Origin of the sequence: Shewanella sp. DNRA4 (genome assembly GCF_012843185.1) — a bacterium.
GTDB lineage: Bacteria > Pseudomonadota > Gammaproteobacteria > Enterobacterales > Shewanellaceae > Shewanella > Shewanella xiamenensis.
In genome coordinates this window covers 71,234-89,456 of sequence record NZ_JABAIP010000012.1, presented here as the reverse complement: position 1 = coordinate 89,456, position 18,223 = coordinate 71,234, and the positions used below count along the sequence as shown (strand labels likewise).

At 45.7% G+C, this 18,223-nt stretch carries 15 protein-coding genes; 10 read left to right on the top strand and 5 right to left on the bottom strand.

What is annotated here, in order from left to right; translation table 11 throughout:
- Positions 1–4 precede the first annotated feature (4 nt).
- Together HG547_RS14170 and HG547_RS14165 are read left to right on the top strand one after the other, a co-directional pair.
- Positions 5–331 (top strand): PilZ domain-containing protein, encoded by a 327-nt coding sequence (locus HG547_RS14170; protein ID WP_037419265.1) that lies wholly within the window; start codon positions 5–7, stop codon positions 329–331.
- A 128-nt stretch (positions 332–459) separates the two neighbouring features.
- On the top strand, positions 460–1,248 hold the full coding sequence (locus HG547_RS14165; protein ID WP_169548183.1) for a TatD family hydrolase: 789 nt from the start codon (positions 460–462) through the stop codon (positions 1,246–1,248).
- A 256-nt stretch (positions 1,249–1,504) separates the two neighbouring features.
- Here HG547_RS14165 and rsmF read toward each other — a convergent pair whose 3' ends face one another.
- Positions 1,505–2,953 carry a 16S rRNA (cytosine(1407)-C(5))-methyltransferase RsmF gene (rsmF, locus tag HG547_RS14160; RefSeq protein ID WP_169548182.1) on the bottom strand — a complete coding sequence of 483 codons (1,449 nt, stop codon included), beginning with the start codon at positions 2,951–2,953 and terminating at the stop codon, positions 1,505–1,507.
- Between the two features lie 154 nt (positions 2,954–3,107).
- On the opposite strand from rsmF, the gene HG547_RS14155 reads away from it, so the two are divergent.
- Positions 3,108–4,334 (top strand): spore maturation protein, encoded by a 1,227-nt coding sequence (locus HG547_RS14155; RefSeq protein ID WP_144375065.1) that lies wholly within the window; start codon positions 3,108–3,110, stop codon positions 4,332–4,334.
- 145 nt (positions 4,335–4,479) lie between these two features.
- On the opposite strand, the gene HG547_RS14150 is transcribed toward HG547_RS14155, so the two are convergent.
- From HG547_RS14150 to HG547_RS14135, 4 genes are all read right to left on the bottom strand, one after another.
- Positions 4,480–4,776 (bottom strand): hypothetical protein, encoded by a 297-nt coding sequence (locus HG547_RS14150; RefSeq protein WP_041416814.1) that lies wholly within the window; start codon positions 4,774–4,776, stop codon positions 4,480–4,482.
- Positions 4,777–4,858: 82 nt separating this feature from the next.
- Positions 4,859–7,495, bottom strand: a complete 2,637-nt coding sequence (locus HG547_RS14145; protein ID WP_169548181.1) for an MlaD family protein — start codon at positions 7,493–7,495, stop codon at positions 4,859–4,861.
- Positions 7,482–8,099, bottom strand: coding sequence for a paraquat-inducible protein A (locus HG547_RS14140; protein WP_037419279.1), 618 nt, complete (start codon positions 8,097–8,099; stop codon positions 7,482–7,484). The genes HG547_RS14145 and HG547_RS14140 overlap by 14 nt, the downstream gene beginning before the upstream one ends.
- 1 nt (position 8,100) lies before the next feature.
- The gene (locus HG547_RS14135) at positions 8,101–8,736 is read right to left on the bottom strand and encodes a paraquat-inducible protein A (RefSeq protein ID WP_037419282.1); all 636 of its coding nucleotides are present in this window, start codon (positions 8,734–8,736) and stop codon (positions 8,101–8,103) included.
- Positions 8,737–8,941: 205 nt separating this feature from the next.
- Between HG547_RS14135 and HG547_RS14130 the strand changes: the two genes are divergently transcribed.
- The 7 genes from HG547_RS14130 to HG547_RS14100 all read left to right on the top strand — a co-directional run bounded on the left by HG547_RS14130 (position 8,942) and on the right by HG547_RS14100 (position 18,211).
- The gene (locus HG547_RS14130) at positions 8,942–9,241 is read left to right on the top strand and encodes a YebG family protein (RefSeq protein ID WP_037419285.1); all 300 of its coding nucleotides are present in this window, start codon (positions 8,942–8,944) and stop codon (positions 9,239–9,241) included.
- A 14-nt stretch (positions 9,242–9,255) separates the two neighbouring features.
- Positions 9,256–9,714, top strand: a complete 459-nt coding sequence (locus tag HG547_RS14125) for a GAF domain-containing protein (RefSeq protein WP_037419288.1) — start codon at positions 9,256–9,258, stop codon at positions 9,712–9,714.
- 277 nt (positions 9,715–9,991) lie between these two features.
- Entirely contained in the window at positions 9,992–10,633 is a 642-nt protein-coding gene (gene proQ / locus HG547_RS14120) for an RNA chaperone ProQ (protein ID WP_086023985.1), read from the top strand.
- Positions 10,634–10,661: 28 nt separating this feature from the next.
- Entirely contained in the window at positions 10,662–12,707 is a 2,046-nt protein-coding gene (prc, locus tag HG547_RS14115; RefSeq protein WP_047533982.1) for a carboxy terminal-processing peptidase, read from the top strand.
- An 83-nt stretch (positions 12,708–12,790) separates the two neighbouring features.
- Positions 12,791–15,352 carry an aminopeptidase N gene (gene pepN, locus HG547_RS14110; protein ID WP_169548180.1) on the top strand — a complete coding sequence of 854 codons (2,562 nt, stop codon included), beginning with the start codon at positions 12,791–12,793 and terminating at the stop codon, positions 15,350–15,352.
- 262 nt (positions 15,353–15,614) lie between these two features.
- A complete protein-coding gene (locus tag HG547_RS14105; RefSeq protein ID WP_037419300.1) occupies positions 15,615–15,830 on the top strand; it encodes a DUF2835 domain-containing protein in 216 nt (71 codons plus the stop codon).
- Between the two features lie 338 nt (positions 15,831–16,168).
- Positions 16,169–18,211: a DUF1302 domain-containing protein gene (locus tag HG547_RS14100; RefSeq protein WP_037426466.1), complete on the top strand. Its 2,043-nt coding sequence runs from the start codon at positions 16,169–16,171 to the stop codon at positions 18,209–18,211.
- The last annotated feature ends 12 nt before the right edge of the window (positions 18,212–18,223 follow it).

Genomic DNA, 18,223 nt, shown 5'->3' with positions numbered 1-18,223 from the left:
TGCCATGGTCGATCTTGTCGTCAATTTTGATACCTTACATCAGCTTTACCGCGCCTATATGCCGTTTATCAAACCGGCAGGGCTGTTTGTCGCCACCGGGGAAACCCATTACCTCGGTGAGACCTTAACCATCGCCTATCGTTTACCCGGCGCGACCACCTCAAACGAATTTCGTGGCGTCGTTGTGTGGATCAATCCTTTGGGAGCATCGGGTGGACGTCCTGCTGGGATTGGTATCAAGATAGTCTCAGAGCCCGACAGCCATAAACACCATATTGAAAAACTATTATCCCGTGAACTCGCCTCTGGTGACTTAACCTGCACGATGTAATGCATAGAGTGGTCGGCTAGGGTCGACACTGAGTATTAAGTGCTGAGTGAAGCCTTAGCGAAATTTGACCTCGATCCCATCGCTGAGTATCCTTGTGCTCCTTTTTGTTTATCTGCTTGGACATTGTTGTGCTTATTGATTCACATTGCCATCTCGATCGCCTGAAAGCGGCTCCCGATCAACCCACCCTAGAATTCATCCTCGCCAACGCTAAGGCGCGCGGTGTCGACTATATGCTTTGTGTCAATGTGCGCCAGCAGGGATTTGAGTCGATGCGCGACAAGGTTGCAGGTTTCGAGCAGGTGTTTTTATCTTCGGGCGTGCATCCGCTGGATGTGAAAGACGGCCTCGATGTGGAGCAAATTCGCCGTTTTGCAATGGACCCCAAAGTGGTGGCCATTGGTGAAACTGGGTTAGATTATTTTTATGCCGATGAAACTAAAGCCCTGCAACAGCAATGTTTTGAGCAACAAATTGCCTTGGCGGTTGAAGTTGATAAGCCGCTGATTGTGCATACCCGTGATGCCCGTGAAGACACCATCAACATGCTTAAAGCGGGGCAGGCGGATAAAGTCGGTGGCGTGTTGCATTGCTTTACCGAAAACTGGGAAATGGCCAAGGCGGCGATTGACTTAGGTTTTTATATTTCCGTCTCAGGCATTGTAACCTTTAAAAATGCCGGTGAGTTAAGAACCGTGATCCGCAAAGTGCCGAAAGAGCGTTTATTGGTGGAAACCGATTCGCCTTATCTTGCGCCTATTCCACACCGTGGACAGGAAAATCAACCCGCCTATGTGCGTGATGTGGCCGAGTTTGTGGCAGAGCTGCGCGGAGAGCGTTACGAAGATCTTGCGCAGTATACCAGTGAGAACTTCTTTAACTTGTTTAAGGATGCGGCGCGCTTGATTGGGCGTTGATTTAGGTTTGCCCCTCTCTTGTGAGCACAATTTTGCTCATATTCGTTAAAACGCAAGCCCATAAAAAAAGGCCCAAAACGATTCTAGCTGTTTGGGCCTAGGGGAATGGCTCGTTGAAGAGCCGTGCGCTACAAACGAAAGTGCCATACAGAGCACTTTACAATAGACTCAGTGTAGTTGAGTTTAGTATGAGTAACACTTTCTCTGCCCCGTTTTTTAGGTTATTTCTCGCTAAAAAATCACCTATTTATAACCATTATGCCTGCGGTGGTAGCAATAACACTTTATCTTTCACTAAGTCTCTGGGCAGGTTGTTTTTTAATTTATTGCCTAAGTGTTTCGCCATGCCTAAAGGCGCGCCGCCATAACAGACAATCACTTCACCCTGAGCTTTGCCAGCCGTATCGAGGGGAATATCTCGTCCCATCAAATACTCTTTTGCCTGCTCATCGCTCACTTCTACGACTTTAGCGCCGTTTTTTGCCCCCGCTTTAAGCGCTTTACCCGCTAGAGCAATAATCGCCTCATGGCGCACTTTAAAGCCATGTTTACTGTGATCGGCAAGCTTAACCCCAATCCGCTGAAAGCGCATTTTACCAATAAAGTCTTTAAATTCATGGGGAAATAGCCAAAACTCATCGTCGCGCACCATAATGAGATCATCGGGCAGTTCGATACCCAGATCATCGGTAAAATAGGCTTGAATGGCTTTGGCTTGTTTGGCACTCGCCTCCGTAAAAGGGAAATTCTTTTGCAATTTCGGCTCAGGCTGTAGGCGTGGTACCGAACGGGTTTTAGTCAACTTCGCGACAAAAAAGCCTTCGCTGTCGTAAATCTGTGGCCAAACGTGCAAAAAGCCTTCTGGCGTAGTGGCTTTGTCAGCACCATCAAATAATTGGCTTAAGGACTCAAATTGCACTGCATTGCCATAGGTTTGCTGCAAATATTCACATACACCTTGGTTTTCGTGCCGATTAAGGGTGCAGGTTGAATAAACCAAACTGCCACCCGGTTTTAAGGCCAAAAATGCGGATTCGATTAAGGCTTTTTGGGTTTCGCTAATCGCAAGAACCTCATCGAGCGACCAAGATTTTAACGCGTCCGCATCTTTACGGACCGTGCCTTCACCGCCACAAGGCGCATCAATTAATACCGCATCAAAACTTTCATACAGATACTCACCAAATACTCGGCCATCGAAGTGGGTTAGAGCGCAGTGACTCACGCCCATGCGCAGCACATTGGCATGGAGTACTTTGACGCGGCTAGCGGAATATTCATTGGCAACCAATAAGCCTTGATTATTCATTAACGCTGCCATTTGCGTGGTTTTAGATCCAGGCGCCGAGGCTAAATCTAAGACACATTGCCAATCTGCATTCGGGGTAAATAACGCTGTAGGGGGCAGCATGGAGCTGGCTTCTTGGATATAGAACAATCCCTGAATATGCTCCAGGGCGTTGCCGAGCTGGTCTTCTTCATCATAGCTTATCCAGAAACCATCCTCACACCAGGGAATAGGCTCGAAGGTCCAACCTTTCGGCTGCATCAAACGCTTAAAATCTTCGCTGCTGATCTTTAAGGTGTTGACGCGAATTGAGCGACGTAGTGGTCTTGAACAGGCCGCAATAAAGTCATCCATTGACAGATGGGCGGGCAATTCTTGGGCAATTGTACTGATAAAATTTTGATTTAATTGAACCATAACGGAATTTGGCTGTGTATCAACTGCGGCAAGTATATCATAATCCCTTAGTGGGGCTGGGATTTTATCCCTCTACTATCGTTGGTTCAGATTTGCGTTAAATAAACAAAGCGACACGAATAAACAGTTTGAATAACAATAAGGAAGGGGCAGAGTGCTAAATCGGGTGTGGTTAGTGTTTTTCCTCACATCGCTGTTGGCGATGGCAATACAGCTTTTTAATGGGCATATCGAGGTGCTCGCCAACGCGGTTGAGGCCTTGTTTGCCAGCGCTAAACTCGCCGCTGAAATCGCCTTAGGCTTAGTGGGTGTGTTGTCCCTGTGGATGGGATTAATGCGAATTGGTGAAAAAGCCGGTGTTGTTGGGGCGATTGCCTTTGTATTTGAGCCACTGCTGCGCCGCTTAATGCCCGAAGTGCCCAAGGGGCATCCCGCATTTGGCAGTATGACGATGAACTTAACGGCCAACATTTTTGGATTGGATAATGCCGCTACTCCATTAGGTTTAAAGGCAATGCAGGATTTGCAGAGTCTTAATCCGGTCAAAACCGTTGCCACTAACGCACAAATTCTATTTTTAGTCCTCAATACCTCCTCGGTGACGTTAGTGCCTGTCACGGTGTTTTTATACCGTGCTCAGCAGGGCGCGGCGGCTCCGGCAGACATTTTTTTACCCATACTCCTCGCAACCTCTGCCTCGACATTAGCAGGGCTTCTGATTGTCGCCTTTGTGCAGCGCCTTTCACTACTCAATGCCGTGGTACTCGGATATGGCGCAGTGCTGCTGTCGGCATTAGTTGCCAGTGGTTTTTATTTGATGACCTTAACGGCAGACGCGATTGGCACTGTGTCGACCGCCTTGGGCAACGGGGTATTGCTACTGTTAGTCTTCAGTTTTGTGCTGGTGGCGGGCGTGCGAAAAGTAGCTATTTATGATGAGTTTATCGAAGGTGCCAAAGCGGGGTTTAACCAATCGATCCAACTGATCCCGTATCTGTTAGCCATGCTGCTGGCGATTGGTTTACTTAGGGCATCGGGCGCGTTGGATTACCTGCTGCAACTGATTGCGAGTTGCGTGAGTCTTTTCGGGTTTGATACTCGCTTCGTCGATGCAATGCCAACTGCATTAATGAAGCCTTTTAGCGGTTCGGGCGCGCGCGCGATGATGCTCGAAACCATGGCGCACCACGGAGTGGACTCCTTTGCGGGGCGCTTGGCGGCGATTTTCCAAGGCAGCACTGAAACGACTTTCTATGTGCTGGCTGTTTACTTTGGTTCAGTGGGTATTCGTCATGGGCGCCATGCGCTCGCCTGTGGTCTAACGGCGGATTTTGCAGGGATCAGTGCGGCTATTGCTGTCTGTTATTGGTTCTATGGCTAAGTATGAGATGGCGAAAGGCGCAATGCATAGCGATGCAGACAGTCACTTTAGCGGATAACAATCAGGCACATTAGAGTTTATCTAATGCGCCTGATTGTTAAATGATACTAAGCTTGCTGGACTGATTATCACGCAAAAACACGGGTTATAACTTAATCAGTGCACCATTACTTGCAATCTTGAATTCTATATTTTCTTTGAAATCAACCACCTTTGCGGGAAGGTTTCCCCCACTATCAAGCACCAACTCCATTAATGTCGAAGAAATATAATAATTAAGATCTTCTTTCTTAAAGAAGGTTTTAGCGACTAACTTGGGCTCCCCTGAATCATGCCGGATTACCGCCAAATGAGAAGCTGAATGGCGCTTAAACCCGGGAGGAATATAGATACTTTCTTGCTCACAATACTCTTGAATTAATTTTGAGTACTTTCCTTTCATGACTCACCTAAAATTAAAACAGTTCTTTCACTAATATTCCGTAATACAGGCCCTGAATGAGGGCCTTAGCAAAATGGATTTGCTACTGGGCTGGAGCCCATTCCTGCCATTCGCTCTGGGCTTTGTGTTGCAACGGGATCACAGTGCCTTGGTTTAAGCTATTACCTGCTTGCGTCGTTTCCTTAGTAGCGACATTAATGCCGCCCGCTAATAGGGTTTCGAGCGAACCGGCTTCAATTTGCGCACCAGAGAAAATACCTACATCGACCTTGATACCTGAGGCGTCCCAGAACTGGCTGCTCTGATTCACTAAGTGACTGTACTGGGGCTCAATGTGCGCTTGCATGAGTACACTGTTACCTTGAGACGATAGGCTATAACCATCGATTTGGCCGATTTTAATGCCACGGAAGAAGATAGGCGTGCCGACTTTCATCGAGCCAAGGTTGCTATCTTCTAAGGTAAACTTAAGCGCATCTTCGGCCACGTTGGCGTAGCTGCTCTCAACCAATTTGGCCTGGAATTGACTCGCCTTTTGCTTGCTCTTGCCCGGTAACACGCCAATATATGGCCCAGTGATTAAGGTTTCAGGGGCTTTAATGCCTGCTAAGGAGATTTGCGCCTCGACCATATGATACTCAGTATCACTGCGGCTGAAATGCTCGGCATAGTCGCCATAGAGATAGGCGGTGGCTGTAAGGGTGGTTAAATCGGTATTGAGCTTAACTTGCGTCACTTCACCCACCTGATGACCTTGGTAACGAATGGCGGCTTTTGCAGCCAATTTTGCCGAGGCGGGTAAGGTGAGTTTGATTGCTTGAGCCTGCGCTAAGGCGAGCTGTTTACTTTCGTATAGTTTAAGTGCCGCATTAGGCTCAGTCGTTGAACTGTCCAATAAACCTAAGCTGATACTGCCCTTTAACGCGCCTTGTAGTGGAGCAACGGCGACATCAATACCCGCAAGACTGGCGCTGACATCCACGGCACTGTTACGCCAAAAGACTTTAGGTTTTTGCACTAAGGGTTGGAACTGCTTATCAATAGCGATCTTAATCGCAAAGTCTTCGGTTTTACTCTGCCAGTTGACCGACTCCACGCTACCAATTTGCATTTTTTTATAGTAAATCGGAGATCCTTGACTAACATCGGCGCCATCAGCACTGATGAGAGTAAAGTATAAACGCTGTTGACGGACAAAGAATTGCTTAGCTTCATCCATTGAGCTAAAGAGTGGCAAACGCGCATTTGCCGCCAGCGGGGTATTACTGGTACCAGGGATCAGACTCACCGCGCCTTTAGTTAATGTCGCTAGATCGCGTGCTTTGACCGATACACCATCAAGAGACGCATCGACGTTCAACGCTGATTCGGGAACAAAATAGCTATCACTGCGGATTAAGCTGGCAAATTCAGGTTGCAGCTCGAGTAGATATTCAACGGCCGACAGATCTTTGGTTAATTTCACCTCGAGCACCTGACCGATAGGTAATTGCTTGTAACGCACTTCGGCACCAGCGGTTAAGCCCATGTTTTCGGCCGAGGTTATTGTTGCCTTAAGTTTTTTCGCTTGTAGCACATCAGGAGCTGAGGATTGCAAGGCAAAACTACTTGGCAGTGCCGAATTAGCATGGGTGCCGGGTAAAAAGTTAATCACGCTTCCTGTGAGTAAACGCTCGGGGTTTTTGATCCCAGAGAGCGAAATATCGGCGCCCTCAAGCCAAAACTGGCCGTCCCGAGTTAATAGGTTGGCGTATTCAGGCTCAAATTTTGCCACCGCAGTTACACCTGCAGCGGTGAGTTGCTTGCTTTGAACTGCACCAATGGTGATGCCGCGATATACAATGCGAGTGCCTTTATCAATAGCATTGCCATCACTCATGGTCAGACTGACTTCAATCCCGCCAAGAGCGCTGGTTTCTGAATCATAGAGGGCAAAACTGTCGCCATTTTGTGCCGCAGGCGCTTTTTCATCGGAACTGAAACTCACACCACCCGCAAGGATAGAAGCAAGGCTTTCAGTGTTAACTTTAATGCCCGCTAAACTAGCATCGACTTTAACGCCTGACACATTCCAAAAGTGAGAGTTTTTCTTCACTAAACGTGCATATTGCTCTTGGATAAAGGCGCTGATAATCACTCTAGCGTTGCCGTCTAAACGATAGCTGACCACGCTGCCCACAGGGATTTGACGGAAGAACACTGGCGAGCCCACATCTAATGAGCCGAGTTTATCGGCCGTCAGTTCAATCATTACCCCTTCGGAGCCAATTTGCATTGGTGGCGGTTGGCGTTCTGCCTCAAACAAGGTGGCGGCATTGCCTTTGCCTGGTTGGATTGCAATATAGTTGCCTGAAAACAGCGCATCCAGACCTTCAACGCCTGTGATGCTGGCCTTTGGGGTAACTAACCAGAAGAGGGTTTCTTTATTTAAGAAAGGCTTAGCGCGATAGTCCATCATCACCTTCACGTTAACGCCTTTAAGATCATCATCAATACCGATATCTTTTACCTTACCAACGGTTAAGCCTTGGTATTTGACTAAGGTTTTGCCCACGTCGATCCCAGTGGCACTGGGAAAGTGGATTTGAATTTCAATGCCCGATTCTTTGATGCTCTTAATACCCAGCCATGCGCCAAGCGCGAGCGCCACAATCGGGAGCAGCCAAATCGGCGAAAAGAGCTTTTTCTTCACAACTTTTGGCGATTCAATTTGTGTCATCTTGAGGTTCCAGTCGATCCCAGAGTAAACGAGTGTCTAAAACTTTTGCGGCAAGTTGCGTCAGTAAAATCACCAATGCAAATGCCGTGGCCGCGGGTGCAGGCTTTGCATCGAGTAATTGCCCCATATTCACCAGGGCAACGGTCAGCGAGATCACAAATAAATCGAGCATCGACCAGCGGCCAATCCACTCAATAACATGAAATCCCACCATAAGTTTTTGCTTCGAAATTGGCAGGTTGAAACTGATAGCACACAGATAAGTGGCTAAGCCGATAATCTTTACCCAAGGCACTAAAATACTGGCAATAAACACAATAATGGCGATGGGTAACATATCCGATTGGACTAAATGAACAATTCCGGAAAAGATCGTATCGTGACGTACCTTTCCCTGATTGGTGAGCACCGTAATGGGATAGAGGTTGGCTGGAACCAATAAAATGGCGGCAGTAATAAGCAGCGCCCAACTTTTTTGTAAGCTGTTGTAATCGCGGACCTGTAATTCTGACTCACAACGACTACAGTGGCTATCCTCACTGCTATTGAGTTGCCTACAAACGCGGCACAAACACAGGCCTAAATCCTTTCCTTGCTGCTTCATATCAGTGATGTTCCTGCATAAGAAGACCCCACATATGCTCAATATCGTATTCACGCTGTAAAAACAGGGTGACTAAAAAAAGCATGGTGAAGCAAAAGGTACCCATTCCAAAATAAATATCTGAAAAATCAGACAATTGAAATGATGAGACGAGGAAGCTAATCACATAAATCTCAAGCATCGTCAGCTGCGAAAGGAACCCCTGAAATGTGAGTAATTGTTTGAGACTATGGCGCCAAAATGGGCTTGCAAGCCCCCATTTTATAATCAAAATTTGCGCAAGAATCGATAGGATCAATAAACCTGGGCCAACCACTGCGGCAGCAAGTACGGCTAATCCCACCACCCAATAACCTTGTTCGAAGACGGCAAAAGCGCCTTGAAATACCGTTGTTGTGCGAATACTGCCCAGAAAATGGATTTCTAGTACAGGAAAAAAGTTAGCAGGAAAATAGAACACCAACGCGGTAATGCACAGTGCCAACATGCCATTTACTGAACAGTATGGAGTGTCATAAAGTGCGGTGTTGCAACGCGGACACAACGCTCTGACCCCAGTTGGGAGGGCTCGTTTCCGAATGGCCAAGTCGCAGGAACGACAGAGGATTACAGAGTTTTCTGCTGTATTGTCATGCATATAAAAATATTATATTAGCCCCAAAGCCACTGAGATTGAGCAAATAATCCGAAAACAACAAATTATAAGGTGAGATATCAAATTGATTGACCCATCTCCACAACATAAAGCGCAGTCATAATATCAGAATAATCAGAACACTTGCATCACTAGTTCACTTTATGTCATTCTGGTTACTGTATATAAAAACAGTGCGAGGGCGGTCATGGCAGTTATTACACAGTTTGTCGTGGTAAGAGAAGGGGTAGAAAAGATGACATTCACATCGAAAAAGGAGGCTGATGCCTACGATAAGATGCTCGACATCGCTGATAACCTCATTCCATTTATTCAGAAAGCGGAACTTGGGATTGATGAAAGTCTAACCGAACAGCTCGCATTCTATTTTGCTAACAATAAAGATGAGCTAACAAACTTGCTTAAAGGCGTGGTTCAAGTTAATAGTACGCCAACAAAACCAAACACAGCCAAAAAAGCGTCTAAGAAGGACGATGCTGCTGAATAATTTTTAGGAAGCATATGAAACCGCAATTTTATGAATCACTGAACCGTCAAGCGTTAGCGTTACTCGAAGGCGAAGATGATTTAGTGGCTGCCATGGCTAACTTTTCAGCCCTGCTTAATGACAACCTAACCGAACTAAACTGGGTAGGTTTTTACGTTATGCGCGGCGAACAGTTAGTATTAGGCCCATTCCAAGGTAAAGTGGCTTGTACCCGCATTCCGATGGGTAAAGGCGTGTGTGGCACTGCAGCACTGGCTAATCAAACTCAACGGGTTGCCGATGTGCATCAATTCGATGGACATATCGCCTGCGATGCGGCCAGTAATTCCGAAATTGTTATCCCTGTTCGCGCCAATGGTCAGGTGATTGCTGTACTGGATATTGATAGCCCTATTTTTGACCGCTTTGACGAAGAAGACCAAAAGGGCTTGGAATTATTGGTAAAAAGCTTCGAAAACTGCCTATTTGCTTAATTTGCGTACAATAACGCATAATTCATAGTCGCAATCGGTGGCGTGCGCCTTATAATAGCGCATGCCCTGATAAGGTTTGTTTGGGCATGGCCCGAATAAACCTGAGAGGTTTAGCCGTAAAAAATGGTTAACTGATATTTTTTAACTTTAGTTAACTCGGCGAGAATGTTAATTTGTACTTTGGCTCAATTGTGAGCTTAACCAAGATAAACGACACGTAAGAAGCTGATTTATATCACCTCGAATTCGATGTCCCTTTTTAACTGTGGAAGTAATGATGGAATCAACAGATAAGTTGACCGACACCAACGCAATTTTGGCGTATTTGTATGAAACATTTCCTTTGTGCTTTATTGCTGAAGGTGAAACTAAGCCATTAAAAATCGGATTGTTTCAAGATTTGGCTGAAAGGTTGGCTGATGATTCTAAAGTCAGTAAAACTCAATTGCGCGTGGCGTTAAGACGCTACACTAGCAGTTGGCGTTACCTCAAATCGGTAAAAGCTGGTGCCCAGCGTGTGGATCTTGATGGTCAACCTTGTGGCGAGCTAGAGCAAGAACATATCGATCATGCTCAAGCCATGTTGAAAGAAAGCCAAGAAAAAGCCAAAGCTAAGCGTGCTGCTCAAGCTGCCAAAGTGGCTCCGGCTGGCAAAGCTCCAGCGAAAAAGGCCCCTAAGAAAGTAGCTGTTCCTGCCCGCAAGACTGAGCGTCCTGCCAAAGTGGCTCCTAAGGCTGAACCTGCTGTTAACTTAGTCCAAGCGCAATTGACCGATTTAGCTAAGAAACAGCGTGTCAATGTTAAGTTAGGTATGACGCCAGTAGCCGGCGTGATCACTGACATTAACAAAGAAGACATTCATGTTCAGCTTGATAGCGGCTTAACGATAAAAGTGAAAGCAGAACATATTCTGCTGTAATCATTTAATCTAACGGAGTAACTTGTTGATGCGAAAACTCATTTTGGCTACATCCATCGCCACTGTTTTTGTCGGATTCTCGGCTTGGGCTGTGCCTCCTACGATTCAAATCAGCGAGTTACCCACTCTCAAGCAGGAAGCGCAGCATAAAGTGGCCAGTAAACGAGTGACAGATTTATACACTCGTTCGCATTACCATCGATTTGCGCTCGATGACGCGTTTTCTGCGCAGATTTTTGACCGCTATTTACAGCAACTTGATTACCGTCGCAATGTGCTGACCCAAGCCGATGTCGACAGTTTTAAGCCTTATATCAATCAGTTTGACGATATGCTGAGTTCAGGTGAACTCGACCCCGCCTACAAAATGTTTGATTTGGTTCAAAAACGTCGCTACGAAGGCTTTGTGTACGCGCTTTCTCTGCTCGATAAAGAAATGGATTTTACCGTTCCTGGTGATGCCTACGAGTACGATAGGGAAGATGTCGCTTGGCCAAAAGATCAAGCTGAAATCAATGAGCTTTGGCGTCAGCGAGTGAAATACGATGCGTTGAATCTCAAGCTTACTGGCAAAAAATGGCCTGAAATTGTTGAGATTCTGCAAAAACGTTATAACAACGCCATCAAACGTCTGACTCAGACCAATAGTGAAGATGTGTTCCAAGCGGTGATGAATGCATTTTCTCGCAGCATTGAGCCGCACACTAGCTATTTATCCCCCCGTAATGCTGAGCGTTTCCAAATGGAAATGAACTTGAGCCTAGAGGGGATTGGCGCGCAGTTACAGCTCGAAGATGATTACACTGTGATTAAGAGTTTAATCGCAGGTGGTCCTGCCGCTGGCAGTGAAAAACTGTCACCAGAAGATAAGATTGTTGGTGTTGGCCAAGAGGGCGGCGAGATCGTTGATGTTATCGGCTGGCGTTTAGACGATGTCGTTGAGCTCATCAAAGGTCCTAAGGGCAGTAAAGTCGTTTTGCAGATTTTACCGAAGAAAGGTGGCTCAAATGCTAAGCCGTTTAACGTCACTTTAGTACGTGACAAGATTCGCTTAGAAGACCGTGCCGCGACTTCTAAAATCATCGAACCTAAAGACGGTGAATACGCCAATCGTAAAGTCGGAGTTATCCAAATTCCTGGATTCTATATGAATTTATCCCAGGATGTGGAAAAGGAACTCGTTAAACTCAACGAAGCAAAAGTCGAAGGTGTCGTTATCGATTTACGTGGTAATGGCGGCGGTGCATTAACCGAAGCCGTGTTACTGACCGGACTCTTTATTGACATGGGCCCTGTGGTGCAAATCCGTGACGCCGATGGCCGTGTGTCAGCTCACCGCGATAACGATGGCAAGACTGCCTACGCAGGTCCGTTAACCGTGATGGTTGACCGTTACAGCGCATCAGCTTCTGAGATTTTTGCAGCAGCATTGCAGGACTATGATCGTGCGCTGATTGTTGGTGAATCCAGTTTCGGTAAAGGCACAGTGCAACAGCATAAGAGCCTAGGTCGCATCTACGATATGTACGAGAAACCTATTGGGCATGTGCAATACACCATTCAGAAGTTTTATCGCATTAACGGTGGTAGTACACAACTCAAAGGTGTGACACCGAATATTGCGTATCCAAGTGCGTTAGAGCCTGGTGAGTATGGTGAAGCTGAAGAGAAGAATGCTTTGCCTTGGGACAAAGTCCCGATGGCGCAATACGGTACGCTAAATGATATCACCCCTGAACTGGTGGCGAGTTTAGAGAAAAAGCACCTTGCCCGTATTCAAAACAGTGTTGAGTTTAACTATATCAATCAAGATATTGCTGACTTTAAAAAGCATCACAAAGAGAAAACAGTCTCCTTAGTGGAAAGTGAGCGTATTGCATCACGTGAAGCTGATGAGAAGAAAGTGCTCGATAGAACCAATGAGCGTCGCGTAGCCAATGGTTTAGCGCCAGTTAAATCTATGGAAGATATTAAAGATGATGTTGCTGCGCCAGATGCATTTTTAGATGAAACGGCTTATATCACTCTAGATATGGTGGATGCGAAAAAGCTAGCTAACGCTGGCACTAAATAGGCGGAAGTTACGTCTGTTTACCTTACCTTAAAACGCGCTTATGGCGCGTTTTTCTTATTTAAATCAGTGTTAAAGGGAACGAAATGACACAAGTTCAAGCAAAATACCTTAAAGACTACCAAGCTCCCCAGTTCACGATTGAATCCATCGACTTAGATGTTAATCTTAACGGTAAAAATACCGTTGTTAAGGCTATTAGCAAGGTTAAACGTAGCTCTTCCCACGCTAATCCTTTAGTGCTTGATGGTGAAGGATTAACCTTAGTCAGCGTGGCGATTGATGGTCAACAGGTAGCGTATCAAGTTGGTGAAGGGCAGTTGACAATCGAAACGACCCTAAATGAGTTTGAGCTGACCATCATCACCCAACTGGATCCTGAAGCCAACTCAAGCCTCGAAGGGCTTTATATGTCTGACGGTGCCTATTGCACCCAGTGTGAAGCTGAAGGCTTTAGACGTATCACTTACTTCCTCGACCGTCCTGACGTATTGGCTAAATATACTGTGCGTATTGAAGCCGACAAGCTGGCGTTCCCGTTCCTGCTCAGTAACGGCAACTTGATTGACAAAGGTGATCTCGATGGCGGACGCCATTATGTACGTTGGCAGGACCCTTTCCCCAAGCCGGCCTATCTTTTTGCCCTCGTGGCAGGTGATTTTGATCTGTTACAGGATGAGTTTATTACCCGCAGTCAGCGCAAAGTGGTGCTACAGGTTTTTGTTGATAAAGGGAATTTACATAAGGCGCACCATGCGATGACATCCCTTAAAAAGTCTATGGCTTGGGATGAGTCCCGTTTTGACCTTGAATACGATTTAGATATCTACATGATCGTTGCCGTCGACTTTTTCAATATGGGGGCGATGGAAAATAAAGGCTTAAATATCTTTAATACCAAATATGTCCTCGCCGATACTTTGACTGCGACTGATGAGGATTACCATGGTATTGAATCCGTTGTCGGCCATGAATATTTCCATAACTGGACGGGCAACCGTGTCACTTGCCGTGATTGGTTCCAATTAAGTCTCAAAGAAGGCTTAACGGTTTTTCGCGACCAAGAGTTTAGTTCGGATTTAGGTTCGCGCGCGGTAAATCGAATTCACGCCATTAAAGTCATCAAAAACCAGCAGTTCGCTGAAGACTCAGGCCCAATGGCACATCCAATTCGTCCAGAGTCCGTGATTGAGATGAATAACTTTTATACGGTGACAGTGTATAACAAGGGCGCCGAAGTTATTCGCATGATGCACACTTTGCTTGGTGAAGCCCGTTTCCAAGCGGGGATGAAGTTATACTTTAAACGCCACGATGGCCAAGCTGTGACCTGCGATGATTTTGTTGCGGCGATGGAAGATGCCAGTGGTATCGATTTAACCCAATTCCGCCTCTGGTATAGCCAAGCAGGTACGCCGGTAGTAACCGCAAGCGACAGTTTCGATGCTGCATCAGGGCGTTATCAGTTAACACTTAAACAGACTCTTACAGGCTGCACCTCGCCGCTGCATATTCCTTTTAGTCTGGAGCTGTTGGACGATAAGGGACTATCACTGGTCAACCAAGTGATCAGTTTTACTGACGCCGAACAAGTATTTACTTTTGAAGGACTCCGCCATAAACCTGTGGCGTCATTGCTGCAAGATTTCTCTGCGCCAGTTAAATTGCACTATCCCTTCGAAGTTGACCAACTTGTTCATTTGATGCGTTTTGCTTCGAGTGAAGTGGCGCGTTGGGAGGCATCCGTTACTCTCGTTAGCCAAGCAATTTGGCAAAATGTTGAACATTTACAGCAACATCAGACGATGACCTTAGATGAAAGAGTGAAGGATAGTTTTAAAGGGGCTTTACTCGATGAGAAACTCGATCAGGCATTAATGGCTGAGATTTTAGCGATTCCATCGGCTTCCGCTTTGATTGAGCAAACTGATACTGTTGACCTTGATGCGTTAGCGCTCGCGCGTGAATTTGTGCTCACCGAGCTTGCTGCTTACTGCGAAGATGAATTAACGGCACTTTATCGCTCATTGGTTAATTTGGATTGCACTAAAGCCCGCGCCCTTAAAAACCAATGTCTAAATTGGCTTAGCCGAGTTAGCAATGATGCCGAAACCTTTGTGGTAGAGCAGTTTGCTAAGGCTTGTAATATGACGGATTCGCTCGGCGCATTAACGGCAGCCAATGTTGGCTCTTTAACTTGCCGTGACCAGTTAATGGCTCAATTTGAGACGCGCTGGCGTGATACGCCGCTAGTGATGGATAAATGGTTTATGTTACAGGCGACTCATGATAGCGATGATGTGATTGATACATTACGTCAATTACAACAACACGCGAGTTTTAGCATGAGTAATCCCAATCGGGTACGTTCGCTTATTGGTAGTTTTGCCGCTGGGAATATTTATCAATTCCACCGCGCCGATGGCAGAGGTTATGAGTTTTTAACTGAGTGCCTTATTAACTTAAATCAGCTTAACCCACAAGTTGCCGCCAGAATGGTGACACCGCTGATCCAATTCAGTAAATTCGATGAAACACGTCAGCGTAAGATTAAGGCCTGTTTAACGCGTTTATTAGACTTACCTGGACTCTCTAAGGATTTATTCGAAAAAGTGTCCAAAGCGTTAGCGAAGCCGTCATTAACCTGAGCTCGAGATAAGCAGAGCCGCTGAATAGGCTCTTTTCGAGCCTCTCTGCGTTGCTCTGTCTCACCATCGCTCGCTATGGCATACGACAGAGCGCCTTGATATGCGCACAAATCTGCGCATTCAGCCAGATAATAGATTTTTCGTTTCAAAATAATCATTTATAGCATTGATTTAGTTTATTAAATTTAGGTTTTTCGACACTCGTTACCCCGAGTTCAGGTTAATTAGAGGAGGAGGGCAGCATTTTGCTGCCCTTATCAATATGGAATTGTATTTTAAGTTAACCCTTAGCTATCAAGATTTTTTACCTTACTATCAAGGGCTGGCCGATAAAGTTGAAGTGCGTGAACGTCAAGGGCGGATCCTTTGGATTAGCGGGCGACATTTTAGGCGTTTTTTAACTGAAAATGGTATTCATGGGCAGTTTAAACTCGTGCTCGATGATAAAGGTCAATTTGTGTCATTGGAGCGGTTATAGAAACAAATTGTTGATTTTACCTTAGAGTAATTACTTTAAACGGTCGACTAATTACAATTAATAAAATATGATAATTTCTTTGTGATTATGTTAATGAAATTTATGAGTTTTTACCTTGTTTTGCTTCAGCATTCCAATCTTCTGCTTTACTAATTTAAATCCCATCTTTGTACTCGATGACATAAATGTGTCTACGTGCTTAATTCTTTAGAAAATTTTCTCTAACTGTGCCTTGCTCATAGGGATTAATTGCTGTAACAATGATGTTACCTGTGAGCTAACAAGATGTTGGTTGTAATTCCTAAAACAAAGAATCCAGCAGGGTACGGAGAGCTAAAATGAAAATTGTTAAAAAAAGTTTTAACAAGTCGGCGCTTGCTTTGGGGGTGGCGTCGGCATTGAGTTTGTTGATGATATCGAATGTTAATGCGGTTGCGTTCGATTGGGGGGAGGTACAAGGCACGTTTGACTCAACGTGGACCGCGGGTGCCAGTTGGCGTGTCGGTGAGCGCGATTGGGATGGACAAATTGGTAAAGTTAACCAGCCACAATTTGATTGGTCGAATTATACTGCGTTTGGCAATACTAAATACACATCTGCTGAGATTTGGGCACAGCCAGGTTCCTATTCAAGCAATAACGATTTAAGTAATTTGCTTTATTCTCAGGGTGATACTACTTCTGAGATCGTTAAAGGATTACATGAGCTGTCCCTGAAGTATGAGAACTATGGTCTGTTTGCTCGTGGCATGTATTTTTACGATCGTAAATTAAACGATGGTAACTATGACTTCAATGATCCGATAACAGGCAAAGAATTCGATCCTTGTGAGGATAATCGTGCTTCAGAAGTGCAATGTAAGGACATCCGTCTGTTAGATGCCTTTGTTTATGCGAATTTTGATTTAAATGACGGTGCCAACCCACTCTCTATCCGTTTAGGTAACCAAGTGGTTTCTTGGGGGGAAAGTACTCTTATCGCCCATGGTATTGGTGAGATTAACCCTGTTGATTTGAACATCCTTAATGCTCCCGGTGCAGAACTGAAAGAAGCCTTTAGACCTCAGGGGATGGTGTGGGCTTCTCTTGGGATCACAGAAAACTTATCGGTAGAAGCTTTCTATCAATATGATTGGGAACCTATTTGGGTGCCAACACCCGGTTCAATTTTTGCGACTAACGATTTTGCCGGCTTTGGTGGTTACAATCAAAACGCACAGTTAGGTTTTAACGCCAACCCTGATATCAACTTAGACTTTGTGATGCAGGAATATCAACGTCTAGCAGGGATGATTGCCAGTGGTCAGACAATTCCAACGCAACAGCTCGTCGCGATGGCATTAGCTTATCCAACTAAAGTCACTTTAGTGCAAGATGAACAAGAGCCAAGTAATGATGGCCAATATGGTGTCAAATTGGGGTATTACGCGCCTGAATTGGGTGATACCGAGTTTGGTTTCTATTTTATGAACTACCATAGCCGCCGTCCGCTGATCAGCGGTACAGCCGCCGATTTTAGCACCGGTGCTCTGTTATCTGACTTAGCGGTTCTGGGGCAAAATGCGGGTGATATCAACCGCGAATTACTGCTCAGTTTAAAGAGTTTCTCTAAAGCGCAAATTGTGTACCCTGAAGACATCAAGCTTTATGGCTTCAGTTTTAACACTTCACTAGGCGATACTTCAGTTGGTGCTGAAATTGCCCACCGTCAAGATGAACCGCTGCAAATTGATGACGTAGAATTACTGTTTGCAGGCATGCCTCAGCAGTTAGCAAATGCCGGTATTCGCCCCGATTTCGACGGTATTTCACAAATTGATGGAGTAAAGCCTGGTGATACCGTTGACGGCTTTATCCGCTTAGATACGACTCAGGCACAAGTCACTTTCACTCACCTATTTGGTCCTACATTGGGCCTAGATAACCTGACGATGTTAGCTGAAGTTGGCGGGGTGTGGATCCATGATATGCCTGGGTTTGATGAATTGCGCTTAAATGGTCCGGGAACGGCGCGTTCTGGCGGTAATCCTGATATGCCAGGCATTATTCAAGCGTTGCATAACGGCCCTGAAACTAACCCATTCCCAACCGATTTCGCATGGGGATATCGCCTTGTAGCTAAAGCTGAGTTCAACAACTTGTTTGCGGGTGTGAACATGTCTCCACGGATGATTTTCTCGCACGATGTTGATGGTATTACACCAGATCCTATGTTCCTCTTCACTGAGGGACGCAAGTCAGTCGCTTTGGGTCTGAACTTTGAATACCAAAACCGTTGGGGGGCCGATCTGTCCTACAACAACTTCTTTGGTGGTGTAGGTACAACCAACGCGATGGCAGATCGTGATTATATTTCATTCAATATCAAGTATTCGATCTAAAGGACTATAACA